At 55.9% G+C, this 25,162-nt stretch carries 15 protein-coding genes; 4 read left to right on the forward strand and 11 right to left on the reverse strand.

The genetic code is table 11. The features are described from left to right. Nucleotides 1-46: 46 nt before the first annotated feature. Nucleotides 47-1,156, reverse strand: a complete 1,110-nt coding sequence (gene prfB / locus M2119_RS07450) for a peptide chain release factor 2 (RefSeq protein ID WP_280804298.1) — start codon at nt 1,154-1,156, stop codon at nt 47-49. 50 nt (nt 1,157-1,206) lie between these two features. Here prfB and M2119_RS07455 point away from each other — a divergent pair, with 50 nt between their 5' ends. Then, nucleotides 1,207-1,356 carry a hypothetical protein gene (locus M2119_RS07455; protein WP_280804299.1) on the forward strand — a complete coding sequence of 50 codons (150 nt, stop codon included), beginning with the start codon at nt 1,207-1,209 and terminating at the stop codon, nt 1,354-1,356. A 12-nt stretch (nt 1,357-1,368) separates the two neighbouring features. Next, nucleotides 1,369-2,463 (forward strand): MFS transporter, encoded by a 1,095-nt coding sequence (locus tag M2119_RS07460; RefSeq protein WP_280804300.1) that lies wholly within the window; start codon nt 1,369-1,371, stop codon nt 2,461-2,463. On the opposite strand, the gene cydC is transcribed toward M2119_RS07460, so the two are convergent. From cydC to M2119_RS07490, 6 genes are all read right to left on the reverse strand, one after another. Next, nucleotides 2,464-4,149 (reverse strand): thiol reductant ABC exporter subunit CydC, encoded by a 1,686-nt coding sequence (gene cydC, locus M2119_RS07465; RefSeq protein ID WP_280804301.1) that lies wholly within the window; start codon nt 4,147-4,149, stop codon nt 2,464-2,466. Continuing rightward, the gene (gene cydD / locus M2119_RS07470; protein ID WP_280804302.1) at nt 4,146-5,909 is read right to left on the reverse strand and encodes a thiol reductant ABC exporter subunit CydD; all 1,764 of its coding nucleotides are present in this window, start codon (nt 5,907-5,909) and stop codon (nt 4,146-4,148) included. Before cydD ends, cydC begins: the two co-directional genes overlap by 4 nt. Nucleotides 5,910-5,919: 10 nt before the next feature. Continuing rightward, the gene (cydB, locus tag M2119_RS07475) at nt 5,920-6,924 is read right to left on the reverse strand and encodes a cytochrome d ubiquinol oxidase subunit II (RefSeq protein ID WP_280804303.1); all 1,005 of its coding nucleotides are present in this window, start codon (nt 6,922-6,924) and stop codon (nt 5,920-5,922) included. A 9-nt stretch (nt 6,925-6,933) separates the two neighbouring features. Then, entirely contained in the window at nt 6,934-8,343 is a 1,410-nt protein-coding gene (locus tag M2119_RS07480) for a cytochrome ubiquinol oxidase subunit I (RefSeq protein ID WP_280804304.1), read from the reverse strand. A 239-nt stretch (nt 8,344-8,582) separates the two neighbouring features. Continuing rightward, entirely contained in the window at nt 8,583-11,468 is a 2,886-nt protein-coding gene (locus tag M2119_RS07485; RefSeq protein ID WP_280804305.1) for a UPF0182 family membrane protein, read from the reverse strand. Between the two features lie 37 nt (nt 11,469-11,505). Beyond that, on the reverse strand, nt 11,506-12,675 hold the full coding sequence (locus M2119_RS07490; protein ID WP_280804306.1) for a YlbL family protein: 1,170 nt from the start codon (nt 12,673-12,675) through the stop codon (nt 11,506-11,508). Nucleotides 12,676-12,844: 169 nt separating this feature from the next. On the opposite strand from M2119_RS07490, the gene M2119_RS07495 reads away from it, so the two are divergent. After that, on the forward strand, nt 12,845-14,200 hold the full coding sequence (locus tag M2119_RS07495; protein WP_280804307.1) for a zinc-dependent metalloprotease: 1,356 nt from the start codon (nt 12,845-12,847) through the stop codon (nt 14,198-14,200). Between the two features lie 778 nt (nt 14,201-14,978). Here the strand turns inward: M2119_RS07495 and M2119_RS07500 are convergent. Beyond that, a complete protein-coding gene (locus M2119_RS07500) occupies nt 14,979-16,706 on the reverse strand; it encodes an ATP-dependent helicase (RefSeq protein ID WP_280804308.1) in 1,728 nt (575 codons plus the stop codon). Then, nucleotides 16,703-17,665, reverse strand: coding sequence for an NAD(+) diphosphatase (nudC, locus tag M2119_RS07505; RefSeq protein ID WP_280804309.1), 963 nt, complete (start codon nt 17,663-17,665; stop codon nt 16,703-16,705). Before nudC ends, M2119_RS07500 begins: the two co-directional genes overlap by 4 nt. Before the next feature lie 83 nt (nt 17,666-17,748). Here nudC and M2119_RS07510 point away from each other — a divergent pair, with 83 nt between their 5' ends. Then, nucleotides 17,749-18,813, forward strand: a complete 1,065-nt coding sequence (locus M2119_RS07510; protein ID WP_280804310.1) for a phosphotransferase — start codon at nt 17,749-17,751, stop codon at nt 18,811-18,813. Here the strand turns inward: M2119_RS07510 and M2119_RS07515 are convergent. Beyond that, a complete protein-coding gene (locus M2119_RS07515) occupies nt 18,753-21,956 on the reverse strand; it encodes an ATP-dependent DNA helicase (protein ID WP_280804311.1) in 3,204 nt (1,067 codons plus the stop codon). The genes M2119_RS07510 and M2119_RS07515 overlap by 61 nt on opposite strands. After that, nucleotides 21,953-25,114 (reverse strand): ATP-dependent DNA helicase, encoded by a 3,162-nt coding sequence (locus M2119_RS07520; RefSeq protein WP_280804312.1) that lies wholly within the window; start codon nt 25,112-25,114, stop codon nt 21,953-21,955. The genes M2119_RS07515 and M2119_RS07520 overlap by 4 nt, the downstream gene beginning before the upstream one ends. Nucleotides 25,115-25,162: the final 48 nt, after the last annotated feature.

Consider the following 25,162-nt stretch of genomic DNA (forward strand, 5'->3'; position numbering starts at 1 on the left):
GCGTTGGGAAACCAGCGCCCCACTTCTCGTTAACCCTCGCGGTGAGCTACTGAGATTCCGCTGACTTTCGCCAGCGAATGCCGGCGGCAATGAAGCCATCTAGATCTCCATCGAACACGTTCGAGGGGTTATTCACTTCGAACTCAGAGCGGAGATCCTTCACCATTTGGTAGGGAGCAAGCACATAGCTGCGCATCTGGTCACCCCAGCTTGCGGTGATATTGCCGGCAAGTTCTTTCTTCTTCGCGTTCTCTTCCTCGCGCTGCAACAGCAGCAGACGAGAAGTGAGAACGCGCATGGCAGCAGCACGGTTTTGAATCTGGCTCTTCTCGTTCTGGCAACTCACCACCAGACCAGTCGGGATGTGAGTAATGCGCACAGCCGAGTCGGTCGTGTTCACAGACTGTCCACCAGGGCCACTGGAACGGAACACATCCACGCGAATGTCATTTTCTGGAATTTCGATGGCCACTGACTCCGGCATCAGTGGAACAACTTCTACCGCAGCAAATGAGGTCTGGCGTTTACCTGCTGAGTTGAACGGGCTCATTCGCACCAAGCGGTGAGTTCCAGCCTCGACCGAAAGTGTTCCAAAAGCGTAGGGAGCATCCACTTCGAAGGTGGCGGACTTAATACCCGCTTCTTCGGCATAGCTCGTGTCGAGCACGTTGACCTTGTAATTGTGCTGTTCTGCCCAGCGCAGATACATCCTCAAGAGCATCTCAGCAAAGTCGGCAGCGTCAACCCCACCAGCGCCGGATCGAATAGTGATGACGGCGGGATAGGAATCGTATTCTCCGTTGAGCAGGGTTTGAACTTCTAGCTCACCCAGCACGGCAGTAATGCTGATGAGTTCTGCTTCAGCTTCTTTGGCGGAGTCTTCATCGCCAGCTTCATTGGCCAATTCGATCAGCACTTCAAGGTCGTCCAGACGCGCCACAATACTGTTGATCTTGGTCAGCTCGGCCTGGCGGTGGCTCAGTTCACTGGTGACTTTCTGAGCGTTTGCGGTGTCATCCCAGAGATCTGGGGCTTCCGCTAATTCGCTCAGTCGGGAAATCTCCGCAGAAAGACGGTCGACGTCAACGACAGCACGAATGTCGGCAAACGTGGAGCGCAGAGCACGAATCTGCTCGGAGAGATCAAGGTCAAGCATTGTGAGACCAGCCTACCGGCGCGAGTGAGAGACGTAGGCTCGTACACGAGATGAGCAATTCCAGCGCCCCCTTCCAACTGCGACAAGCAGCGCTGCCGGTCTATCTGCCGACCTTGTTGTTCTCGGCTGGCGAAGCTGCCTTTATCCCGATTGTTCCCGTCATTGCCCAGAACGTGGGAGCCAATCTGGCAACAGCTTGATTAGTGGCCGGCATGCTCACCCTCGGAATCGTTTTCGGCGATATCCCGAGCGGCTGGATCATTTCCCGCATCGGCGAGCGCATGGCCATGCTGTGGTCGACATTGATCGCCCTGATTGGTGGCGGTCTTGCTCTTGCTGCCATGAATCCCTTCATGTTGGGGGTGGGCATTTTCTTTATCGGCCTCGCTACGAGTGCTTTTGCCCTTGCCCGGCATGCTTTCTTGAACACTTTTGTGCCTTTTGAATACAGAGCTCGAGCACTCTCCACCTTGGGCGGCATGTTCCGCGCTGGTGCAGTGATGGGGCCTCTTCTCAGTGCAGCTGTGCTGGCAATGACCCACACTCCCCTGGCCGCTTTCTGGCTCATGGTGATCTTCACCCTGGCTACTGGAGCAGTTCTACTGTTCATGCCAGATCCTGAGAAGTCTTTTGGTCGCGCCACCCGGATGAGAGATAGTTCAGGGCACTCTGTGACCTCAGGTGAACTCGAAGTGGAACAGGAAACCAACGGTCTGTTCTCGACCATTGTTCAGAATAGAAAAGTTCTCGTACGTCTCGGTGTCGCATCAGCTTTGGTAATGGCGTTACGGTCAGGACGAACCGTGATTTTCCCACTCTGGGCGGTAAGCATCGGCATCAAGGATGCGGATACTGCCTTGATTATTGGCCTGGCCACTGCGATTGATTTCTTGTTGTTCTTCTCGAGCGGTCAGATCATGGACAAATGGGGACGTTTGGCATCGATTGTGCCGTCCATGATTGTGATGTCCTCTGCACTTTTCGTTTTGTCCGTCACGCATGATGTGAGCACGAATGTGTTCTGGTTTGTGGCCACTGCGTTCTTGTTTGCCGTGGGAAATGGCATCGGCTCAGGAATCTTGCTCACCTTGGCGTCAGACCTCGCCGATAAACGAAACCCTGCACCTTTCCTCGGAGCATGGAGATTTATCACCGACTCCGGTGCTGCACTTGCCCCGATGGGCATAGCTGCAATTACTGCTGGACTCTCATTGGCTCTTGCATCTGCGATTACGGGAGTTGCTGGTCTCGTGGGTGTCGTCATGATGTTGATTTACGTGCCACACTTCTTGCCTCGAAACAAGTAGCTAATTCAGAGTCAGCTTTGATGTCACTAATGTGTCGGGGACAGGAACGTGAGAAATCACAATGACTGCGCGGTGAGCTGATCTACTTGCCTCAAGCACGTCCCGCATGAGTGCATCGGCTTGACCAGGATCAACATTGGCAGTGGGCTCGTCCAAAATGAGAACCGGGAAATCATGCAGCAGTGCGCGCGCTAAACCAAGACGCTGCGCTTGGCCGCCAGATACCAAAGCTCCCTTTTCACCAACTTGGGCATCCAATCCCCCTCGTTGGGTAACCCACCCTGATAAGCCCACACGGTTCAAGGCGCTCATGAGTTCTTGGTCATTCGCAGTGGGGCGTGCAAAGAGCAGATTTTGACGGATGGACTGAGAGAACATGTGAGGTGATTGTTCAACCAATCCCACGTATTGCCGCACTTGCTCTACTGAGAGTGAGCGAACATCAACACCGTTGATCGCATACTGGCCAGAGTGATCTAGGAATCTAACCAGCACGTGGGCAAGCGTCGTCTTCCCCGAACCACTGTGGCCTTCCACCAGCAAGCATTCTCCAGCGCGAAGCGTGAACGAGAGGGGATGAAGGGCCGGAGTGCCTGCCCCTGGCCAGGACGCCGACACACCAGATAACTCGAGCGAGTCAAAGCTTCCCAGGTTTGCCATCGGGAGTGTCGTGTTTTCGCGTGGGATTTCTGAAGGAATTGTTTCCGGAGTCACCTCAGCAACTCGTGTTGCACTGGTTTTCACAGCTCGCCAGACGCCCAAAGCTTGAGGCAAAGTTTGGAAAACCTCAAAGACGGCCATCGGAACTAGAACAACGATGGCTAAATAGGGGCCACTGAAGACTCCCAAGCCCAGACCAGGTGTTTCATTGGCATCTGCGGGGAATACAAGATGTGGAACGCTGATCCACAGCGCAATGAGTGTTGCCAGACCCGCAATCAGCGAAAGTACAGCCGCGACAGCCCCCGATGAGACCGCTCGACGAAGTTGAACATCTCTGAGCTCACGATCTGCTCGAGCAACATCTGTCACGCGACCATCCAAAGCCCCAAAGGCTGAAAGCACATCAAGTCGTGACACGACATCCATCACGGTGTCATCCAGCTGAGCTCTCACACCGGCTAATGCCCGGTCAGATCCAGAGGCGAGCATCGATTGGAGCACAGTCCCCGCAAGACCGGCTAAGGCGAGAGCGATGAGCAATGCGAACCCAGCTGGTGGCAAAATCATCCAAACCGCAATCACGCTTCCTAGGCTCACCACTAGTGTGATCACAACAGGCTGAATAACTCGAAGCGGGAGATCTTGGAGTTGATCAACATCTGCCACGAGACGTGAAAGAAGATCTCCACGACGAGTTCTCGCTAACCCGTCAGGCGCTAACGGAACTAATCGGCGATACATAGCCACTCGCAATGTTGAGAGTGAGCGGAATGCAGCATCGTGGCTTGATAGACGTTCTACATATCTGAATGAGGCTCGAGCGAGCGCAAAGAATCGAACCCCCACAATGGCCATATTCAAATACATAATGGGGGGCATATCGCCGGCACGAGTGATCAACCAAGAGGAGACGGCCAGCAAAGAGACAGCTGCTCCTGCAGAGAAAATGCCAAAAATAACGCCTGGCGCAAATTTACTCAACGGAGGTTGAGCTAAACGGAGAACTTCCTTCACCCCACTCACGAGCTCACCTCCTCAGATGCAAGTTTGAGCTGACAAATCGCGTCTGCGGCAGCAATGACTGCAGGCCGGTGACTGACCACAATCACGGTGTGACCGCTCTCGGCAAAGGTGCGCATTCCTTCAACAACACGCTTTTCTGTTGCTGAATCCAAAGCTGAGGTGGGCTCATCTAAAACAAGAATGGGCGTGTTGTGAGTCAATGCTCGGAAATACGCACGTGCCAAAGACACTCGCTGAGCTTGACCTCCAGAAAGCCCAGCCCCTGCCACACCCAGCACAAGTTCACGGTCTAAGTCTTTGACTGCTGCGAGTTCACAAGCATGTTGCACCAGCTTTGAGTCGATTGTCCCCTTGGAACCCAAGGAGATGTTCTCGAAGATAGACCCAGCGACAAGACTGGCGGATTGGGGGGCCCAGGCAATTTCTGCCCGGGCAACACCACTACCAGTGAAGAATGTGTCGCCCCACCCGATATCTCCTCGAACAGGTACAAACCCCATGAGGGCATTCACCAACGTGCTCTTGCCTACCCCACTCGGTCCCACCACTGCGGTGATGGCGCCAGGTAAGAACTCTGCAGTCAGGTTGTCCAGAATTTGTCGGTCTCCCAGGCGAACACTGAGTCCCCTCACCGTGAAGGCAGGACCTTGGTTAAGTTGGGTCGCGGGTGTTGGTCCCGAAAGAGTAACCATGAATTCTCGACCGTTTGCACTGAGTTCGCGATCATCACGGCGGATTCCATTATCAACAATGGCCGAATCTAATGAGCCCTGAGCTCGAGGAGTGTGCGCAGATTCGTGATCTGCCGAGTCCAGGATGTCGAAGACATCATCAGCCGCCGCGACACCTTCCGCTGCTGCATGGAATTGAGCACCAACGTTTCGAATGGGCAGATATGCCTCAGGAGTGAGCAAGAGCGCAAACAATCCCACGGAGAGGGCAAGACTTCCATCAATCAATCGAATGCCGATAGAGACGGCAACAAGTGCGACCGATAACGAAGCAATTAATTCCAGGGTGAACCCGGAGAGGAAGGAAATCCTCAGCACTTTCATCGTGCGCTTACGGTAATCCTCTGTCAGCGACTCAATGTGTTCAGACTGTCGCTGAGCACGACCAAAGATCTTGAGGGTTGAGAGTCCCTCGACAACATCGAGGAATCCTGAAGACAGAGTGGTCAATTGGCGCCATTGTTGTTCTTGAACACTCCTAGTTGCCCAGCCAATCAGAATCATGAACAGCGGGATAAGGGGCAACGTGATGAGCACAGTCAGCCCCGTAACAAAATCAGCGCTGAACAGAACGACCAACAGAACCGGTGTTGCTAACCCCGTCAGAATCAGCTGGGGCAAATACCGAGAAAAATAGGGGTCCATTGCCTCTAGGCCGCGACCGATGATGGTCGTGAGCTGGGCAGAGTTGTGTGTTGCCATCCACTGAGGTCCAAGTTTGGCTATTGCAGCCATCACACGTAAACGCAGCTGAGATTTGGCCTTCGCCGCTCCGCGGGTGGCGGCAAGATCCATCAACCACAACACCACAGCACGGACTGCCACAGACGCCAAGATGAGTTGAAAAGAGGGAATCAACTCGTGAAGGGACTTTCCAGAGACAGCACCGCTAATTCCCTGTGCGACACCCCACGCAAATCCAATTGTGGTAGCCACCTGCGCGAGCGCGAGAAAGGCGCCGGCGACGAGGAAGAACCTCGCCGCCGACGCGTATCTCAATAACCGGGGATCAACCGGTCCAGTAGCCATAGGCGAAAGCCTAGTGAGCTGCCGCCAGAACACTCTGACGTGTCACGCGCTTGCGGAAAACCCAGTAGGTCCAGCCTTGGTAAACCAACACGACAGGCATGAAGATTAAGGCGGTCCACATCATCACTGTGAGCGTGTAATCCGAAGACGACGCATTCTCAATGGTGAGACTGTAGGCAGGGTTGTTTGATGCAGGCATCACGTCAGGGAACAGTGCAAGGAACAAGCTCAACACGGCAGTTGCAACCGTGACTGACATGAATGCGAAGGACCAGCCTTCACGTCCACGCAGGTTAAGCAAGTAGGCAGTAATCAGTGCCAGAGCTGCAATAACAGCGACAGCGCCTGAGAGTACCGATCCAAAAGCAATCGTGGTCCACACCAAGAAGGTGGCAGCAACCACAATCGTGACGAGGCCTGACTTGATGGCCAGCTTGCGTGCTCGCTCTTTGAGCTCACCCTCTGTCTTCAAAGTGATAAACACAACTCCGTGAGTAAAGAACAAGACGAGAGTAGTGATTCCACCCAGAAGGGCATAGGGGTTGAGTAGTGGCAAAAGACCACCAGTGTAGATGTGGTTTTCACTCAGAGCCACACCTTGAACGATGTTGGCAAAAGCAACACCCCAGAGCAGTGCGGGCAGCGCTGATCCGACGATGATCATTCCGTCGAACCACTTCTTCCACTTAGACTCAGGGTTCTTGTGGCGGTATTCGAATGAAACACCACGAACGATGAGCGCAAGAAGAATCAGCAACAGTGCGAGGTAGAAGCCACTGAAGAGTGTTGCGTACCACTCAGGGAAAGCAGCAAACAAGCTGGCACCTGCAACGATGACCCAGGTCTCGTTAAGGTCCCATACGGGGCCAATGGTGTTGATGAGGACACGACGATCCGTGTCATCTTTACCCAGGAAGGGCAGAGACATTCCAACGCCAAAGTCGAAGCCATCAAGTACGAAATACCCAATGAAGAGGAATCCAACGATAAAGAACCAGAGGTATGCGAGATCCATCGTGTCCTCCTAGTAGACAGTTCCGACGAGGACGGGCTGCTCTTCATCAGAGCCATCCACCTTCGTCATCTCAACGGGAGCAGGACCCTTTTGGGCTGCCTTGAGGAAGAGTTTGGCTTCAACTACAGCCAGCACTCCATAGATTGCCGTAAAGGCCACGAGAGAGATCAGTACTTCCAGTCCTGTCACTCCAGGTGAAACGCCGTCTTCGGTCTTGAGAAGCCCAAAGACAATCCAAGGCTGACGACCCATCTCGGTGAAGATCCACCCGACAGTCATTGCGAGAAGTGGCAGTGGCCAGCTCCACGTGGCAGCCTTCCATGCCCATTTGCCAGGGTTGCGGTTTCCACGAGTAAGCCATAGACCCACAACAGCGACAAAAGCAGCAAGTGCTCCGAGGCCAATCATCCAACGGAAGGACCAGTAGGTCACCCAGATCAGTGGTGCATAGTCACCAGGGCCGTAGGCAGCAGTGTATGCAGCCTGGAGGTCGTTGATGCCTTCAACCTCACCGGTAAAGGTGTGGGTGGACAAGAATGACAAGAGTCCTGGGACGCGTACCGACCAGATTTCAGATGAACCGTCTGGTGTTCCGATTGAGAACACCGAGAAGGACGCATTTGCTGAGGTTGTGTAGAGAGCTTCTGCAGCTGCCATCTTCATGGGTTGTGCTTCAACCATGGCAAGACCCAGAGAGTCACCAGAGATGAACATCATGATTCCTGAACCCAATAATGCCCACAGTCCAAATTTCAAAGCAGGACGCATGGTGTCGAGGTTCTGGTTTCGGGAAAGGTGCCATGCCGAAACAGAGACAATGATTGCAGCAGCAACCATGATCGATCCCAGGATGGTGTGTGGGAATTGGTTTGTTGCAATGGGGTTAGCCAACACGGCAACAATGTCGACCAGTTCTGCGCGACCCTTTTCCGCGTTCATTTCAAACCCAACTGGGTTTTGCATGAATGCGTTCGCGGCAAGGATGAAGTACGCGGAGAGAACCGTACCTACCCAGGTGAGCCAAATCGTTGCGAGGTGGAGACCTCGTGGAAGCTTGTCCCAACCAAAGATCCACAATCCGATGAAGGTAGCTTCGAAGAAGAACGCCATCAAGCCTTCAAATGCCAGGGGTGCTCCAAAGATGTCACCTACGAAGCGTGAGTAGTCAGACCAGTTCATACCGAACTGGAATTCTTGAACGATTCCCGTCACGACGCCCATAGCGAAGTTGATGAGGAATAAGTTTCCAAAGAAACGTGTGAGTTGCAGGTAGTGAACTTTGTCAGTCCGGTACCACGCGGTCTGGAAGAGGGCTACTGAGAGAGCCATACCAATCGTGATGGGCACGAACAGGAAGTGGTAGACCGTCGTCAAACCAAACTGCCATCGTGCCAAAGCTAACGGGTCAAGCCATTCCATGGCTGCCTCCAAGGCATTGTGCGGTGTCTCTGATTGCTTTTCGGCTGAAAAACAATAGGTTCGATATACCCCTGAGGGTATTTTTGTTCCTATTTCAACGCTACGCTCGTTCGTATCCGAATGAGATGTTTGAAGGCCCTGATTTTTCTAACTATCGGAATTTATTCTCAGGAAACTCTCAGATAAGGTTAGGCAACCCTAACCTTATACAGAGAGACTTTCCCAGAAATAAAGGGAATTTACTGAGCCGAAGCGGCAAGCGCCCGAGTGAGGGCTTCCGTCAATGCTGCATCTGCAGCACCATAGGCAGCCCAGTCACCAGCGATACGAGCTGCTTCACGGTCTGCAAGTGCAGCCTTGGCAGCTTGGAGCGCCTGGTTCAAGGTTTCGTTCGTAGTAGGCGCATTGCCACCGTTGTCTGCTGCTGGATCAGGTTCCGGCGCTACGGCTCCCCCGTTTGTGGGGTCATCCACTCCAGCATTTCCACCGAAGAGGGCGTCAAGTGCAAGTGGCAGGGTGTCTTCGAAGGCAATCTTGTCACCGAAGGCGACCAGGATCTTCTTCAGCAGTGGGTAACTGGTGTTACCGGTGGACTGAACATAGACAGGCTGAACATAGAGCAGACCGCCACCCACAGGGAGGGTCAGCAGGTTACCCTTGAGGACGTTGGTTGAACCCTGCGAGAGCAGGTTCAGTTCCTTCGAGACATCAGGGTCGGCGTTGAAGTTGTTCTGCACCTGACCAGGTCCCGGCACGGTGACAACCTTCGGCAATGTGAGCAAACGAAGTTTGCCATAGCCGTCGGCCTTCTTTCCATTTTCGGAGCCCGCATCAGCGTCTGCAACGAGGTAACCGGTCAACACGTTACGGCTGGAGGTTCCTGAGGCCTTCGGAATGAAGGTGGAGTAGATGGAGTAGGCGGGAGCCTCTGCACCAGGAACCTTCATCGTGAGGTAGTAAGGCGACTGATACTTGGTGGCATCCGAGGTCGCAGTGGGATCGTTGGGGGTCACCCATGCGTCATCACCGGAGTAGAAAGAGCCAGCATCAGTCACGTGGTACTGACCCAAGATTGATCGCTGTGCTTTGAACAGGTCTGTGGGATAGCGCACGTGGCTCATCAGCTCACCCGACATCTTGCTCAAGGGCTGCAGGTTTGAAGGATAAATCTTCTGCCATGTCTTTAACACCGCATCGTTCTCATCCCAGGCATACAGCGTGACAGAGCCGTCATAGGCATCCACGGTGGCTTTGACCGAGTTACGGATGTAGTTGACGTTATCCATGACGAATGCGTTGGCAGACTGCGCCTGGTCGCTGATGACCGAGGACAGGCTTTCCATCTTGGAGTAGGGGTAGTTAGCGCTCGTGGTGTATCCGTCTACAACCCAGACAACGCGACCATCCACGACGGTGGGATAGGGGTCAGAGTCCAAAGTCAGATACGGTGCAGCCTTCTGAACGCGCTGGAGGGGGTTACGGTCATAGATGATTTGTGAATCATTAGTGACAGCGTCGGAGAGCAGAATCTCTTCACTCTGGAACTTCAGGGCATAGACCAAACGGTTGAAGATGTTTTCGAGCTTCGGTCCAGCCTCACCTTGGAATGTGTTGTAGACCTGCTCGTTTTCACTTCCTGATGCAGGGTAATCAAGTTCTACCGGTTTGGTACTAGATGTTCCACCAATGATCGAGTAGAGCGGTGAGTTCTCGCCAAAGTAAATGCGGGGTTCAAATTCACCGAGTTCACCGCTGGAAGGAATGCCTGCCTCAAGGAAGACGGGCTGACCATCGGAGGACCGCTCGGTTCCATAGGCAGCGACAAGACCGTAACCGTGGGTATAAACCAGGGTGTTGTTATACCAACTCTGGTTACTTCCCACACCAGCCTGGTTGAGTTCACGAACTGACACAACAGAGTCTTGGCTCTTGCCATCAATGGTGTAGCGGTCAACATCAAGCTCCTGGGGGAAGGAGTAGTACTGCTTGAACTGTTCCAGCTGGGCAAAGGATGCGCTGACCAACGCAGGGTCAATAATGCGGATGCTCGCAGTGGTCTCTGCGTCCGAACGCAGCGCACCCGGAGTGGCATCCGTGGTGGCGTTATAAGGAGTTGCATCAATTTCATCAACGCCATATGCCTGACGCGTCAGGTCAATGTTGCGTGCGATGTAGGGCTCTTCAAGCGAGCGCTCCGAGGGGTCCACAATAAAGCGCTGCATAATCCAGGGGTACCCCATGGTGAGGATCAATCCGGAAATAACGAGCATTGCGGTGCCCACCAGCGGCAAGCGCCAACGGCCGGTGAATGCTGTCACGATAAACAGAAGTGACACCAAGATGGCAATCAATGACAGTATCTGCAACCCAGGGATGGTGGCGTTGACATCGGTGTAGCTTGCACCGGTAATCAAGCCCTTTGCACTGGTCATGGTGGCGTATTGGTCCAGCCAGATGCTCACTGCCTGAATCAGAATGTAGATCGCACCGATGATGGCCAATTGAATGCGTGCGGCCTTCGCAATGCGAAGCTCACGACGGGCAACAGCAATCGAACCGTAGACATAGTTCGTGATCAGCGCAGCAATCGCAGAGAGCAAAACAATTGCCGAGAACAGCGCGACGACTGCGCGGTAAAAGGGCAAATCAAAGAGATAAAAAGAAATATCGAGGTTGAACTGAGGATCCTTCTCCCCCGTGGGTGTGCTGTTGAACCACAGCAATGCCATCTGCCAGCGGGTAGCCGTGGACAACCCCGCGAAGATTCCCAGGAGAGCCGGAACGCCCCAGGTCAGTAACTTACGCAGAGGCTCGATGACATCCTGATAGCGGTCAAGCTGCGAGTTGAGACGCGCATATACCGGGCGTCGACGATAGGCGATCTCGATTGATAGCCACACGGGGACAGCCATCGCAATAAAACCGGCGATGAAGAATCCGGCGGCAGCAAACCACTGAGTTGTCAGAACGTTCAGGAAGCCGAGCTGCTGGTACCACAACACATCTGAGTACACGCTGGCGAAAGCAAAAAAGACAATCAGCAACACAACCAAAACAACAATGGTGACGACCAAAGGTCGTCGGTTACCTTGCCGGCGTGCGGGGCGGGGTGATGCGTTACTCACAGTGTGACCTCAATCATGGGGCGGGGGTTGTGCGTGCTTAATTCTGGCATGTGGGGAACATTCCCATTGTGGCGTTCATGGCGGCCGCTTTTTCACCGTGCATTTCGACGTAGTTCATGACGTTCAGCGCCTCATCGAGAGTGGAAACAGCAAAGACATCGAGGCCCGCGGGAACGTGTCCCACCACCTCGTCACAGTTATCGGCAGGGGCGAAGAAGTAGGTTGCTCCGGCTTTCTTCGCGCCATACAACTTCTGACGAATACCGCCAATCGGTCCTACATTTCCGGCCGCATCAATAGTTCCGGTGCCGGCGTAGTGATTGCCATCCGTGGTTTCGTGGGGCGTGAGCTTGTCAATGATGCCGAGAGCAAACATCAGGCCAGCACTGGGGCCGCCCACGTCATCGAGACGAATAGTTACGTCGAAAGGGAACTCATACTTGGACTTTGCGCCAATACCCAAAACAACATTCCCGTCGACGTCCATCGGCGTGATCTGGGCTTGTGCTGCAATGCCTGCCCGGGTGTAGTCAATGGTGCCGGCAACTTCCGTGCCGTTCGCATCGAGAAGTTCCCGGAGTTGAGGCACACTCTCCACAGCCGTTCCGTTGAACGCCGTGATGACGTCGCCTTCGTGGAGAACACCCTTGGCAGGAGAGGCATCGGTAAATCCGAGAACTTCCACACCAACCACAACGTCGTATCCCAGATTTGTCAAAGCAGCTGCGATGGCATCCTGCTGAGAATCAACCATCAGAGCAGTGTTTGCGGCTTCGCGGTCTGTCGTGGATTCGTTGGGCGGGTAGATCGCTTCCAAGGGAAGCACTGCTTTGGAAGGGTCGAACCAGGCACTGGCTACTTCCAGCCAGGACGGCGTCTGCTCGGGGTTGCCTAATACGGACACCGTGAGCAAATCAAGCTCACCTGTGGTGGGAAAAGTTTGAGCACCCTCAATGGTGATGAGGGGAATCTTGATTTTCTTCTCGTCATCCTGAGGATCAGGCACGGAAACGGTGCCCAGAGTGTCAAACCAGGGTCCTGGTTGTTCAATCACGTACGCCGAAGGAACAGCGGCTAATCCGACAACAAGTACAAGGGATCCCACCAATAAGGTCACGCCAAGAGATCGACGACGTTGAGCCCTGGTCTTCTTGGGTTTCTGAGAACCCTCTGGTACGCCATGCTCGTCAGCACGAAACAGTGTCACGGCAGTGGCTACCTTTCGTTGCGCTGAACTGGACTACAGACTCCAGCGTGTCAGGTATTGCTGAGTATTTCCCTCATGTTCGCGCCCAGCGCACGCAATTCTGTCCCGTTATCAGGAGAAATAAAGGCTTCGGGGTTTAGCGTTGTTGTACCGAGACAAAGGAAGAGCCATGGCGGACGAGAACGAACGCAGTCCCGAGGACGAGTTCCGCGATATGTTGCGTGACATTCTCGCGGGCAAGGAGGGCGTCGACCCCAGCCAGCTCGCTGCTGCGGCCGGACTTCCCAACGACCCGGCCAGCCTGGCCAAGATCATGAACCAGTTCCAAGCGGCCATGAATGCCAGCGCATCTGGAGACGGAATCAACTGGAATACCGCGATGGAACAGGCCAAGTCTTTGGCGCTCTCTACTGTGAAACCTGTCGGTGCGATCGAACGTGCTGAAATCGATCAAGCATTCCACATTGCGAACCTGTGGTTGGCCGAAGCCACCAACATTTCCGAGCTCTCCACCACCCCAGCACTCATCACACGGTTGGAGTGGATTGAGCGGACCATGCCGCTGTGGACACAGTTGGCAGAACCGGTAGCGAACAGCATTTCCACCGCACTAACTAGTGTTCTTACCGAGCAAGCACCAGAAGAAATGAAAGGCATGATTGCCGGGGCCTCTCAGCTGATGAAGCAGATCGGTGGCAGCCTTTTTGCCATGCAGCTTGGTCAGGTCGTCGGTCAACTCTCCTCAGAAGTTGTCTCTGGCGGCGATGTTGGAATCCCCCTCCTCGATGAAGGCCAGGCTGCTCTGCTTCCCCAAAATATGGGGGAATTCGGTGCTGGACTTGATATTCCGATGGATCAGGTCCACCTCTACTTGGCCGTTCGGGAACTCGCACACGCACGCCTGTTCCGTCATGCCCGCTGGCTGCGCTTGAACCTGATTTCAGCCATCCAAGACTTTGCACGTGGCATCACGATTGATCTCTCCCGCGTGGAAGATATCGCCGGAAACTTCGACCCACAAAACCCTGACGAATTGCGCGAAGCACTCCAGAGTGGGGCACTGATACCACCGAAGTCCCCCGAACAGCTTGCTGCCCTAGCACGACTAGAAACTCAGCTTGCGCTGATTGAAGGGTGGGTTGATGTGGTCACCGGTCACGCCACCACTCGCCTGCCACGCGCAGATGCACTGTCCGAGACGGTGCGCCGCCGCCGCGCCTCTGGGGGACCGGCAGAATCTGCTTTTGCCACCCTGGTTGGCCTAGAACTGCGTCCTCGTCGCCTCCGCGAAGCGACCTCGCTCTGGCAACAAGTTACTGACGCTGTGGGTGCAGATGCCCGGGATGCGCTGTGGTCTCACCCCGATCTGATGCCCGGTGCAGATGATCTCGACAACCCTGCAGCCTTGATTGCACGCATGGAAGCCACTGCGCGTGGTGAGGTTGCCGAGCCAGACGACATGGACCGCGCCCTGGCGGACCTGCTGGATGGCAACATCCCCCCTGTGGACGATTCAGAACAATAATTGCTCTCATGCAGCATCCTGCGCTGCATGTACAAACTCAATCCTGATCTCCCCCTCGTCTGGCGCACCCCCACCTCCCTGCAGTTTGGGGTCACTACCGTTGTCTGCACTCTCACCGACCTCGCCGTGGAATACGAACGCTTGCTTTCCCTCCTCCAGAAGGGATTTAGCGATCATTCACTTCCCCTCCTCGCACGGGAATGTGGGCTTTCACTCACCGCAGCACGGTCCTTTCTCTCTGACATTGAACCTGCACTGCGAGAAACACCTCGTCCCCAGAGTGTGCGGATTGTGCTGGATGGCCAGGGCTCGTTTGTTGACCAGTTAGGCAACCTGCTTGTGCAGTGTGGTCATCGCGTGGTCAACGCTTCTGCCCGTTCGGCAGGACAAACCGATCTCGCCATCGTGGTGGGCAACTTTGCCATCGCACCTCATCGCACCGGTGACTGGTTACGACGCGGAATCCCCCACCTCACCGTGTGCTGGAGCGACTCCCACGTTCAGATCAGCCCCGCACTGGGAACAACCCCGGAACCTGGAGCGGATATCTCGAGGTTTCCCTGCGCAGAATGCCTCGAGCTTCACCACCGGGATGTCGACGAGGTCTGGCCTACGATTGCGAGCCAGGTTGTGGATCGGCCCGCGTCAAGCCTCACCCCACTGGCTCGTTATGAGGTTTCGACCATGCTGAGCCGCTGGATCTCGACACCAGAGCAGATACCGCTGACCTCTGAGAGTGGCATCCGGATGGACACCATCACGGGAGAAAGGGAAAAGGTTACTTACGCCCTGCACCCGGATTGTGCATGCCAAGCTCTGCCACGAAACGTGAGCGTTCTCGGTTCGTCGCACGGCCGGTTCCCTGCTGTGCCCAGGAGAGAGAAAGTTGCTGTCGTGCCCTCGTAATGGCCACATACAGCAAACGACGCTCTTCTGCGATGGCTTCTAAATCCTGCGCATAGCTAATTGGGAACAGTCCTTCAGACAGCCCAATCACATGGACGGAGTCCCACTCCAAACCCTTCGCTGAGTGCACGGAGGCGAGTGTGACGGCATGCAGGGTGGGTTCGTGTCGAGCTGCCTGGCGCGCCAAGAGTTCATCCGTAAACGCACGGAAGCTCGTTCCTTCCGGGGCCTCGTCTGCCATCACCATGAGGGCATTAAGGGCTTCCCACTTAGCCCGTGCTGCACCGGTGGTGTGAGGAGCCTCTTGACTCCACCCCACCGAGCGCAGCACATCACTGACGGACTTGAAGAGGGGTTCGCCAGCAACCGATACCGATGCTCCGCGCAGAGCCATGATGGCTTGCTTGACTTCAGGGAGGTCATAGAAGCGCTGTGCCCCATGGATGGTGCTACTGATACCCAGATCAGAGAGGGCTTGCTCCAGCGCGACACCCTGGACATTGATGCGATACAGCACCGCAATATTTTCGGGTTGCGTGCCGGCAGCAATCTCAGCAGCGATCTTGGTTGCCACGCCCCGCGCTTCGGCAGCATCGTGGGGATATTCACTCCACTGTGGGGCTGGGCCGTCTGGCGTTGCCGCAGTGAGCGTCAACGCTCCAGGCCGATCCCGCATGAGTGCATTCGCCGTTGCCACAATCGGCGCGGTCGAGCGATAGTTGGTTTCCAACTTCACAATGTGTGCATCGGGGTAGGCCTGGCCAAAGTCGAGCAGATAATCACTGGTTGCCCCGGTGAACGAGTAGATGGTCTGGCTCGCATCACCCACCACACACAGATCCCGGTGGTCACCCAGCCACAGACTCAAGAGGTGGTGTTGCAGTGGTGACACGTCCTGATATTCGTCCACGACGAAGAACCGATACCGCTCCCGAACTTCCATCGCTGCGGCAGCTTCCGATTCCAATAAACCTGCTGTCAACAAGAGAACGTCTTCCATGTCGATCTGACCGCGATCGTCTTTCAGATCTTCGTAGCCACTCATCACGGAGAGAACGTCTGAGACGGCAAGGTTTCCCGGCATGGGACGCGCATAAGCGCGCTTCTCATAGGAACCAAGATTGAGATTGCTCGTCTTGCGCCATTCCACTTCGGAGGCCAAGTCGCGAAGTGTGGCCGTGTCGAGTTTGAGGCCCAGTTTGGTGGCAACCTCTGCCAGTGGCCGTGACTTAGAGTCAAAGACCTTGGGTGCATCCCCACCCACAAACAATGGCCAGAAATGTCCGAGTTGTCGCAACGCTGCGGCGTGAAAAGTCTGGGCCTGGACCGGACCTGCACCTAATTGACGCAGGCGGGTTCGCATTTCACCCGCGGCGCGGTTGGTGAAGGTCAATGCCAGGACACGGTCGGGTGCATAGGTTCCTGTGGCCACTCCATAGGCAATGCGATGGGTTATCGCACGGGTCTTTCCCGTTCCTGCACCGGCGAGAACACAGACTGGACCGCGCAGTTCTTCCGCAACGCTGCGCTGGTCGTCATCGAGACCAGCGAGAAGTTCTTCGGGAGTGGCAGCAACGATGCCGGAAGCTCGTGAGGTCACCAGATGGCTTCCTGATCGAGCGGACCACCAAACCATTCTTCGATGAGAGCACGGGCGATCGAGACATGACCGGGCAGGACAATTTCGTCCAAACTGGCGACCAGCTCCTCCCGGGTAAACCAACGCAGTTTAAGAATCTCTTCCCCGTCCGCAACCGTGTTTTCGGCATTAAATCCTGGTGCAACACGGGCTTTGAAGCCCAACATGAGTGACTGTGGGAAAGGCCAGGGCTGTGAACCCAGATACATCGGGTCGACAACTTCGATGCCGGACTCTTCGCGAACTTCCCGGATCACAGCTGCTTCGAGCGACTCCCCGGGTTCGACAAAGCCGGCTAGCAAAGAAAATCTATTGGATTCCCACATCGCGTTGTTGCCCATGAGGAGGCGATCCTGGTCATCGGTCACCATCACGATGATGGCAGGGTCTGTGCGAGGGAAATTTTGAGCTCTGTCATCCTCTGGACTGTGACGAACCCAGCCAGCCTGACCAGAGACAGTTGCGAGCCCATCCACGGGAGAATGCGGGTGGCTGCGGTGCCAGTTAGCCAGGGCAAGCGCTTGGGTAAACAGTCCTGCATCGCGGTCAGAAAACGCAGTTCCCAGAATCCGCAGATCACCCCAACTATTTTCTTCTGGGCCCAGGAGCTGTGCCACCTCATCGCTCACCGTCACCGCAAGAAACGGAGTGCCCACAGGTTCATGGGGAGCCGCCTCGGTGGAGACTCCGAGGAAAAGGATTTCCTGAGTGGCAGCAGGGGCCACAGCTTCCAGCTGATCCAGTGAAACAGTGGTCAATTCCGCACCGGAGACGAGGGCTTTACCCTGGTTCAGCACAATCACACGGGTTCTGGCGTCAGCTGCGAGTTCATCGAGTAGTTCTGGGCGGGTGCGCAGCTCTGCACGACGGTCTGTGGCATGACGGGCCAACGTGAGACGTTGGGTAAATTCGTGGTTCATGTCACTCGCTTAGCAGTATGAGTCGGGCATTCGATGCGTGGCGTTAGAGCCCACAAGCACATCCGCGACTTAGCCTGTATTTCATGGCCAGATCTCATATCACTCTAGCGGCGTTGGCAACAGCAGCTGTGCCCGGTTTTGACCCCGTACAAGCTCAAGCTTTCTCCACTGGAATGCACGGAGATTTCTTCGCTGCACTCGTCACAGACGCCACCGGTCGCGAGGTCATTGTCCGCGTTCCCAACTCTGCCGAAGCTGAAGCACAGCTTGGTGCAGAGAAATACGCCCTCGAGACGATGACCGCGGGTATTCGCTCCCGCCTCACCTTTGATGTGCCCAGCTTGGTGGGCCGCGCAAGTATTGGCAAAACTTTTGGTCTCGTGTTTGAATTCCTGCACGGCCACCAACTCACACTGGCAGATTTCACTGTGGAATCAGGACTTCCTGTATCCATCGGATCTGGAATTGCATCCATCCACTCACTCCCCACACACTTTGTTTCCGATGCGGGTTTACCTTTCTTCGCAGCGGCGGATATTCAGCGCCAAACAAGGGAACTTGTTTCACAAGCACAGGCCACAAACCTTCTGCCCGCTGCCCTGTCTGCTCGCTGGCAGGAAGCGGTGAACGACAGCAACCTGTGGATGTTTGAACCCACCGTGATTCATGGCTCCCTCGGCATTGACTCTTTCATTGCCGGAGAAGACTCCATTTCTGGCGTGCTCGGATGGGCAGCACTGCGCGTGGGTGACCCCGCCGCAGATATGCACTGGATTATCAACGCCCCCATTGACGCTCAAGATGCGGCATTCACCGCGTATGGTGACTCTCGCCACTCGCTGGTGGACCCCAAGCTGCGTCAGCGGGCAACCCTCTATTCAGAACTTGAATTGGCCCGCTGGCTCCTGCACGGTGTGGAGCACAAGAGCACCGACATCGTGGATGACGCTATCGACATGCTGGATCGACTCGTCGACAGCGTGCACCAAGAGAACAACAATTCCATTGGCACGGATACCGAACCCATTCTCACCGTGACGGAAGTTGTGGAGCTCCTCGACGAGACTCCCGGTGATTCTTCGGGTCGTTACCCCGGCATGAAGCCGGTCACTGACGACCAGCGCTCTTCCAACTCCCTCTCGGAGTAAATGCGTTCAGGTCGAATGACCTTATCTTCTGCCACAAAGTAGAAGGCGGCAGTGATGTTCTCTTCGGGAACTCCGGACCACCGTGCATACGCCATTCGATACAGCGCAAGCTGAAACTGTTTGAGTTCCAGATCAGCTGCATCCTTGGGCGCTTTGCCCGTTTTCCAGTCGACGATTTCGAAACGTGTTCCGTGTGAACCTTCAATTTCATAGATTGCGTCGATCTTGCAAATCACCACGCTGTTTCCGAAGGGAACGTTGACTTCGAGCTCTATCGCGACGGGTTTGCGGTGTGCCCATTCACTCTGCTCAAAGGTTGCTTTGAGCGCCTGAAGTGTCTGTTCATCTCCGGCAACACGTGAATCGGGATCCCTTCCATCAAGTTCACCGGGATGCGCATCGAGAACCTCGAGGTGTGAGCTGATCTGTGAACGTTCTTCCACCCAGGAGTGGAACAGCGTCCCCAGTGCTGTGGCGCGATAGGGGCGCTCGGGCAGGGGCCTGCGAAGCGCCTTGGCGACTGCTTCTGGGTTGTCAATAAAATCTTTGAAGCGAGAGGCAGGGATGCGCTCGGGCAGTGGAATGAGCAGGTCTTCGCGGCCACGACGTGCTCGTTCAGCCAAAAGAAGTTCTATCTCGGCATCCCAGGGCGTCTCGAATCCAGGGTCGGCGAGATACACAGCCTCGGCGGCACAGTGCACAACATCTCTCCGTGTGCCCAGTGGGTCCAGTGGCCACTGAACGAGTTCTTCGTTGTCCCCCAGGGGGTTTGCTGAATTATGCGGCGCGTCGGGGATCTGTGAACCGACCACTCCCGCAGCACAAAGCTCCTGCACGAAAACACCCACAGGTCGTGGCGACACTTGAGAAGCCCAGAAAGATGCCGACAGTAGCAGGCTCTGCTTGGCGCGGGTAATGGCAACGTAGGCCAATCTTCGTTGTTCATCGTCATAGCGTTGACGAACAGCTTCCCGAAATTCTTCATACTGTGCAGCCAGCTCAACCTGCGTAGTGGCAGCACGCCAGTTGAACGCGGGCAAATGGGCAGCATCTCCCCGGAAAGGGAACGGGAGCCGGCCAAAGCCCAACCACGTTTCTGCTCGGGTGCGATCGCCGGGCAGTTCGTCTTTGACCATGCGGGGAATGGTCACAACGTCCCATTCCAAGCCTTTCGAGCCGTGGATGGTCATGATTTGAACTGTTCCTGGCTCGGCAGGAGCGGACTGCGGGCTCAGGCGCTCCCGGCGTTCTGCTTCACGCAACCAGGAAAGGAAACCGCCCAGAGTGGCACGATCTTCGCCATCCACATAAGCCGACAGCGGCTCCATGAACGCTTCCAGGCTCGACAACGCCGTGGCTGCCGATTCGTTCGCCACAGCTTCAATATCGAGCAAGAGCTCTTGTTGAACAATCGTGACCAGTTCCCGAAGGTCGACACCCACGCGGCGGCGCAGCAGAGCCAGCTGCTCCCCTGCTTTTTTGAGACGGCTCAGCCCAATGGCGGAGATTCGTTCCAGCGCACGGTGTGAATCGGGGGCGGTCACAACAAAGTCGAGTGCATCCACCAAAGAGGCGCCATCTTCAGAGAGCACTGAGTTCTTGAGGGCAGACCGGACTTCATCGGTTAGTTTTTGTTGGCGGTGATCACGTTCGGAGATCCACCGCGCGACGGCGTTCAATCCGACGATATCTTTCGGAGCTATCGCCCAGCGAGCTCCGGTGAGCAGGCGCACCAATTCAGAATCTGCAGTGGCATCGTGCAGGACGCGAAGGGTACACACCAGATCCACAATCACGGGTTCATCGAGCAAACCACCTAAACCAACCACGTGGTAGCGCACACCCTGGGCCTCGAGTGCTCTCTTGAACGGCTCTATGCCCTTGAGTGAGCGGCACAGCAGTGCAGCTGTGGTGGAGTCGGAAACTCTCTCCGAGAGCCAGTGCGCGACTGCTGAGGCCTCCTCGAGGATTGTCTCGGCCACGACGAGCTCCAGCTCACCTTGCCCAGCACCCTCGCGGGAATGGAGCTGTTCCACGGGGATGCGGGTTTTGGCGGTCAGCGGAGTAACGAGGACATTGGCTGCGTTCAGAACAGAAACAGGATTGCGCCAACTTGTCGAAAGCGAATAGGTCGGAGTGGAGTCAACTCCGGAACCAAAGGCGGCACCAAATTGTTCGATGTTGTCCGCAGAGGCGCCGCGCCAGCCATAAATCGACTGGTGGGGATCTCCCACGGCCATGACAGGTGTGGAAGAGAACAGAAGAGACAACAACTGGGTTTGCACCACGGAAGTATCTTGGTATTCATCGAGCAAAATGACTTTGAACTGGCTTCGGAAATCCGCCACAACGCTGTCATAGCGTTGACAGATTTCCAGAGCTAACGCGACCTGGTCGCTGTATTCAATGAGGCCCTGTCGGCGCTTTGCGGCAGCAAATTCGATAGCGAGATCGGCCAGCACAGGAAGGGTCGTTCCCACTTCACGGGCCTTCAGCCACGAATCGACCGGGGAGGTTTTCTTAGAGCCTGGGTCAATGGGCATATTGACAGTGTGTGCGTCGAGCTCACGTGCATACGAGGCCACTTGCGCCGGGTCTGCCACGTTGTCTGCCAGAGCACGTGATAACCGCAGAATTGCCTCGGTGAGCACGTCGAGGCTCTTGTCCATATCTGCGAGCGCATCCCCGGTACCTTCACGGGCAATGGTTCGGGCTAGTTGCCATGCGGCAGCCTCTCCCAGAACAGTGGCATCCGGATCCCGGCCAATCAACACGGCGTATTGGGAGTAAATCCGATTCGCAAAAGAGTTATAAGTCGTGACGGTGGCCTGGTCGAGTTCATCGAGATCAAGGGGAACAACCTTCTTCTCCACCAGAGTGGCCACACGGTGACGAATACGTTCGCCCAGTTCACCGGCAGCCTTGCGTGTGAAGGTCATACCCAGGATTTCTTCCACACGAACGAGACCATTTGCAACTAACCACACGACACGATTCGCCATCGTTTCGGTCTTTCCACTGCCGGCCCCGGCGATCACCAATGCGGGCTCGAGTGGAGCTTCAATAATGCGTTGTTGTTCTTCGGTGGGGTCTGGCAATCCCAATGCACGGGCTAATTCGAGTGCGCTAATCTGAACGGTCATGAGGAGCTCACCGCCGGTGCGGTGTGGATGCGGAACTCATAGCGCGAGTGAGGATCGCCTTTTTCTTCCTGAATAACCAGTGGCGCAGAAAAAGAATGTCCAGCCATACCGGCAGCGGCTGCCTCAATGCGCTCTCGGATACTCGCAAGCGCTTCTTCGTCGTAGGTATCTTGGATGATCTCTCGATAGAGCTTGCCGCGCACGCCGTTCGTGACGTAGAGCAGCTTTGCCCCGCCTGGTGTTGCCCCTTCAGGCACTTCTTCGAGAGCACCCTCGGCAACAGCCAGCTGATAGCAGGCCAGTTGTGCATGCTCAGGAACATCTTTAGCGGCAGGAAAATACTTCCCTGTTTTCAAATCGACAATGACAACGTGACCGAGCACATCCTGCTCGATGCGGTCAATATATCCCCGCACGGTGGCATGCCCCATCTCCAGGGTGAATCCGCCCTCTGAAGCCAAAAGGGTTTTCCCCTCATTTCTGAAATTCTGTAAATACTCCGAGAGGGCAGCAACCATTTTGCGCACCCGGCGACGTTCACCTTCGCTGAGCCACGGGGCATCAAAGCTCAATTCATGCCATCGCGCGTCAACGGCTTGCCAGAGCGTATCCGCATCTAGGGGGGCCTCGGCGTCCGCGCTGGCATCTTCCATGACGGCGTGCACGATGGTGCCAATACCTTGCGCGGAGGTAGACGTTCTTCCCACAACCGATTCAATGAACCAGGCCAGCTGGTTCTTCTCCCACGTTTCCAGACGCGAGGGAGAGACTGAAACCTGCGCGTCTGGCACGGTGAGATCAACCACAGGCTCAGATGTGGAAGGTTCCATCATGCCGTACCACTGCGTGGGAGCTGCGCCGGGCACCTCCGCTGCCGTGAGTTTCGCGAGGGCAGCAGCCACTGTGGGGTCTGGTGTTGCACCTGGTCGCAGGGACAAGGTGAGAGCCCGGCGGAGCGATCCCACGAGACCGCGCAAAGTGAGGGGATACTCTGCCAGGCGGGATGGTGCGGATGCCCTCTTTTCTGCTGGAGCGACAAAAGCGTGAGCGCGGCGCACGAACGCAGAGGGCAGAGTGTCATCGTTGGCCGTTGCCGTGACGATGACATGTGAAGTGGCTCGGGATACTGCGAGTGCAAACATTCGAAGCTCGTCTTCGAGGACCTCCTTGCGGGCGGCCGCGAAATCCTGACTCATTCCCACGGTCTCCGTGGACAGTTCTTGCGCATGGAGAAGAGAACCCCGAGGTCGCAGATTAGGCCACACGTTCTCTTGCACGGCAGCGAGAGCAACCACTTCGAACTCTATTCCGATTAGAGCGGAAGGGGTGCAGACCAACACAGCTTCAGCCTGCGCCTGAGGTGCCAGGGTGTCCTCGGGCACATCAGCTTCTAAGAGTTCTGCGATGTATTCAGCGGCCGGGCGATCAGGAAACCGTTCCACATAACGCTTGGCAGAAGTGAACAGTGCCATGACACCATCGAGGTTGCGGTTGGCATCATCCGCGACGAGTCCTGAACTCAGAGCATCCTTGCCCCAGGTTTTTGCCAATCCACTGCGATCCCATGCGGTCCACAACAACTCTTCAATTGAATGCCCTGCGGCACTTTCTCGGGAAAGTTGGGCCAGGGTCTGAGCGAAATGTGCCGCGCGACGGGCCGGAGCAAAATCTAGGGTGAGGAGATCTCCCGGGCTGGTCAACGCAGCTGTCAGCAGTTCTTCTCCGGTTCGCACTCCGCCCTGAGCAAGTTCATCATGGCGCAAAGCTTGTCGAAGCCGCCGCAGGTCCAACACCGTCAACCCCACCATGGGACTTTGCAGGAGGTCGTGAGCTACAGCGGGAGTTAATTCCATCCGCCCCATGGCCACCGCAATAGCAGCGATGAGATCCAGTGCAGCGGGATGCTCTTTGAGGGAACGTTCGGACAAGAGCGTTCTCGTGGGTACTTCGGCCACCGCTAATGCGCGGGCGATCTGAGGTACGAGGGAACTTGTGCGAACGACGACAACCATCTGGGACCATGACATTCCACGCAGAATGTGGTGTTCCCTCAAGGAACGAGCAAGTGCCGTGGTTTCAGAAACCCGTGAACCACGTTCACATACCTCGATGGGAATATATTCTGCATCAGGGACAGTAGAAACAGCTCTGCGCTGTTGCCCCGCGTGGGCAGAACCCATTTCGGTAACTTTACTGACGAGGGCGCGAAGTGCCGGGCCATGGCGATACACCTGGGGCAAGACAAACGTGGTAGTTCGAGTTGGATCGATTCCGATTTCCGTAGCAAAACGTCCCAAAAACTGTGGCACTGCGCCCCGGAAACTGGTCGACGTGATGTCGGGATCGCCCGCGACAACGATGGGAACGCCTCGAGTTGCAAAGGCCCTCAGCATTCGAATAGCACCCTGAGTGATTTCTTGCGCGTCATCCACCACCACAAGTTGGACATCGGGCATCACCTGAGGATCTCGCAATGCGGTGGCACCCACAGCCAACAATTCTGCCGAATCGAAGGACGTGGCTCTGAGGCTGGCGATCACCGTACGATATTCTTCCCAGAATTGCGCTGCCGCTCCCCATTCGGGGTGTTCACGGAGGAGTCCTTGGTCACGAAGTTGGGCTGGGCCCCACCCACATTCTGTGGCCCGCGCAAAGAGATCACGGAGTTCACTGCGAAAAGCGCGGCGAGATCGCACTTCGGGCACGAGCGGGTCAGGCCACAGCGGACCTGTGCCATCTGCGAGGTGGCCGGCGAGGAGTTCTGAGATGATGCTGTCTTGCTCGCTACCTGTCAGCAATCGTGGCTGTTCGTCACCGTGGGCATAGGCCTGTGCCTGTGCAAGTGCAAAGGCGAGCGAACCTGGAGTGCGCGCGAGGGCACCATTGGTGGGAATTCCCAGCCGCAGCGCCAGCGCAGTGCGCAGGCGCCCCGCGGCCACACGGTGTGGGGTCAAGACCACAATGTTGTCAGGATTGACACCTGCAGCAACACGTGTGGCTACGAGCTCAATCAGAAGCCGGGTTTTACCTGAACCAGGAGCACCAATAATGGCGGCCGAGGCATCGAGAGGCAGGGCTAGGATCTGTTGCTGAATCTCGTCCGGAGTCCAGGCAGGCAGGTGCGTACGTTCACGCTCAACAAACCCCGCTTTAGCCACGATTCCACGTTACTGGGAACCACCGACAGCCCCGAGGAAGCCAGCGGT

This window comes from Aurantimicrobium minutum (genome assembly GCF_029894165.1).
In the GTDB taxonomy this organism is placed as follows: Bacteria; Actinomycetota; Actinomycetes; order Actinomycetales; family Microbacteriaceae; genus Aurantimicrobium; species Aurantimicrobium minutum_A.

What these genes read in the sequence shown, in the direction of transcription:
- prfB (WP_280804298.1), bottom strand. Translation starts at nt 1,156, where the DNA reads ATGCTTGACCTTGATCTCTCCGAGCAGATTCGTGCTCTGCGCTCCACG.
- M2119_RS07455 (WP_280804299.1), top strand. Translation starts at nt 1,207, where the DNA reads ATGAGCAATTCCAGCGCCCCCTTCCAACTGCGACAAGCAGCGCTGCCG.
- M2119_RS07460 (WP_280804300.1), top strand. Translation starts at nt 1,369, where the DNA reads ATGCTCACCCTCGGAATCGTTTTCGGCGATATCCCGAGCGGCTGGATC.
- cydD (WP_280804302.1), bottom strand. Translation starts at nt 5,909, where the DNA reads ATGGCTACTGGACCGGTTGATCCCCGGTTATTGAGATACGCGTCGGCG.
- cydB (WP_280804303.1), bottom strand. Translation starts at nt 6,924, where the DNA reads ATGGATCTCGCATACCTCTGGTTCTTTATCGTTGGATTCCTCTTCATT.
- M2119_RS07480 (WP_280804304.1), bottom strand. Translation starts at nt 8,343, where the DNA reads ATGGAATGGCTTGACCCGTTAGCTTTGGCACGATGGCAGTTTGGTTTG.
- M2119_RS07495 (WP_280804307.1), top strand. Translation starts at nt 12,845, where the DNA reads ATGGCGGACGAGAACGAACGCAGTCCCGAGGACGAGTTCCGCGATATG.
- nudC (WP_280804309.1), bottom strand. Translation starts at nt 17,665, where the DNA reads ATGAACCACGAATTTACCCAACGTCTCACGTTGGCCCGTCATGCCACA.
- M2119_RS07510 (WP_280804310.1), top strand. Translation starts at nt 17,749, where the DNA reads ATGGCCAGATCTCATATCACTCTAGCGGCGTTGGCAACAGCAGCTGTG.
- M2119_RS07515 (WP_280804311.1), bottom strand. Translation starts at nt 21,956, where the DNA reads ATGACCGTTCAGATTAGCGCACTCGAATTAGCCCGTGCATTGGGATTG.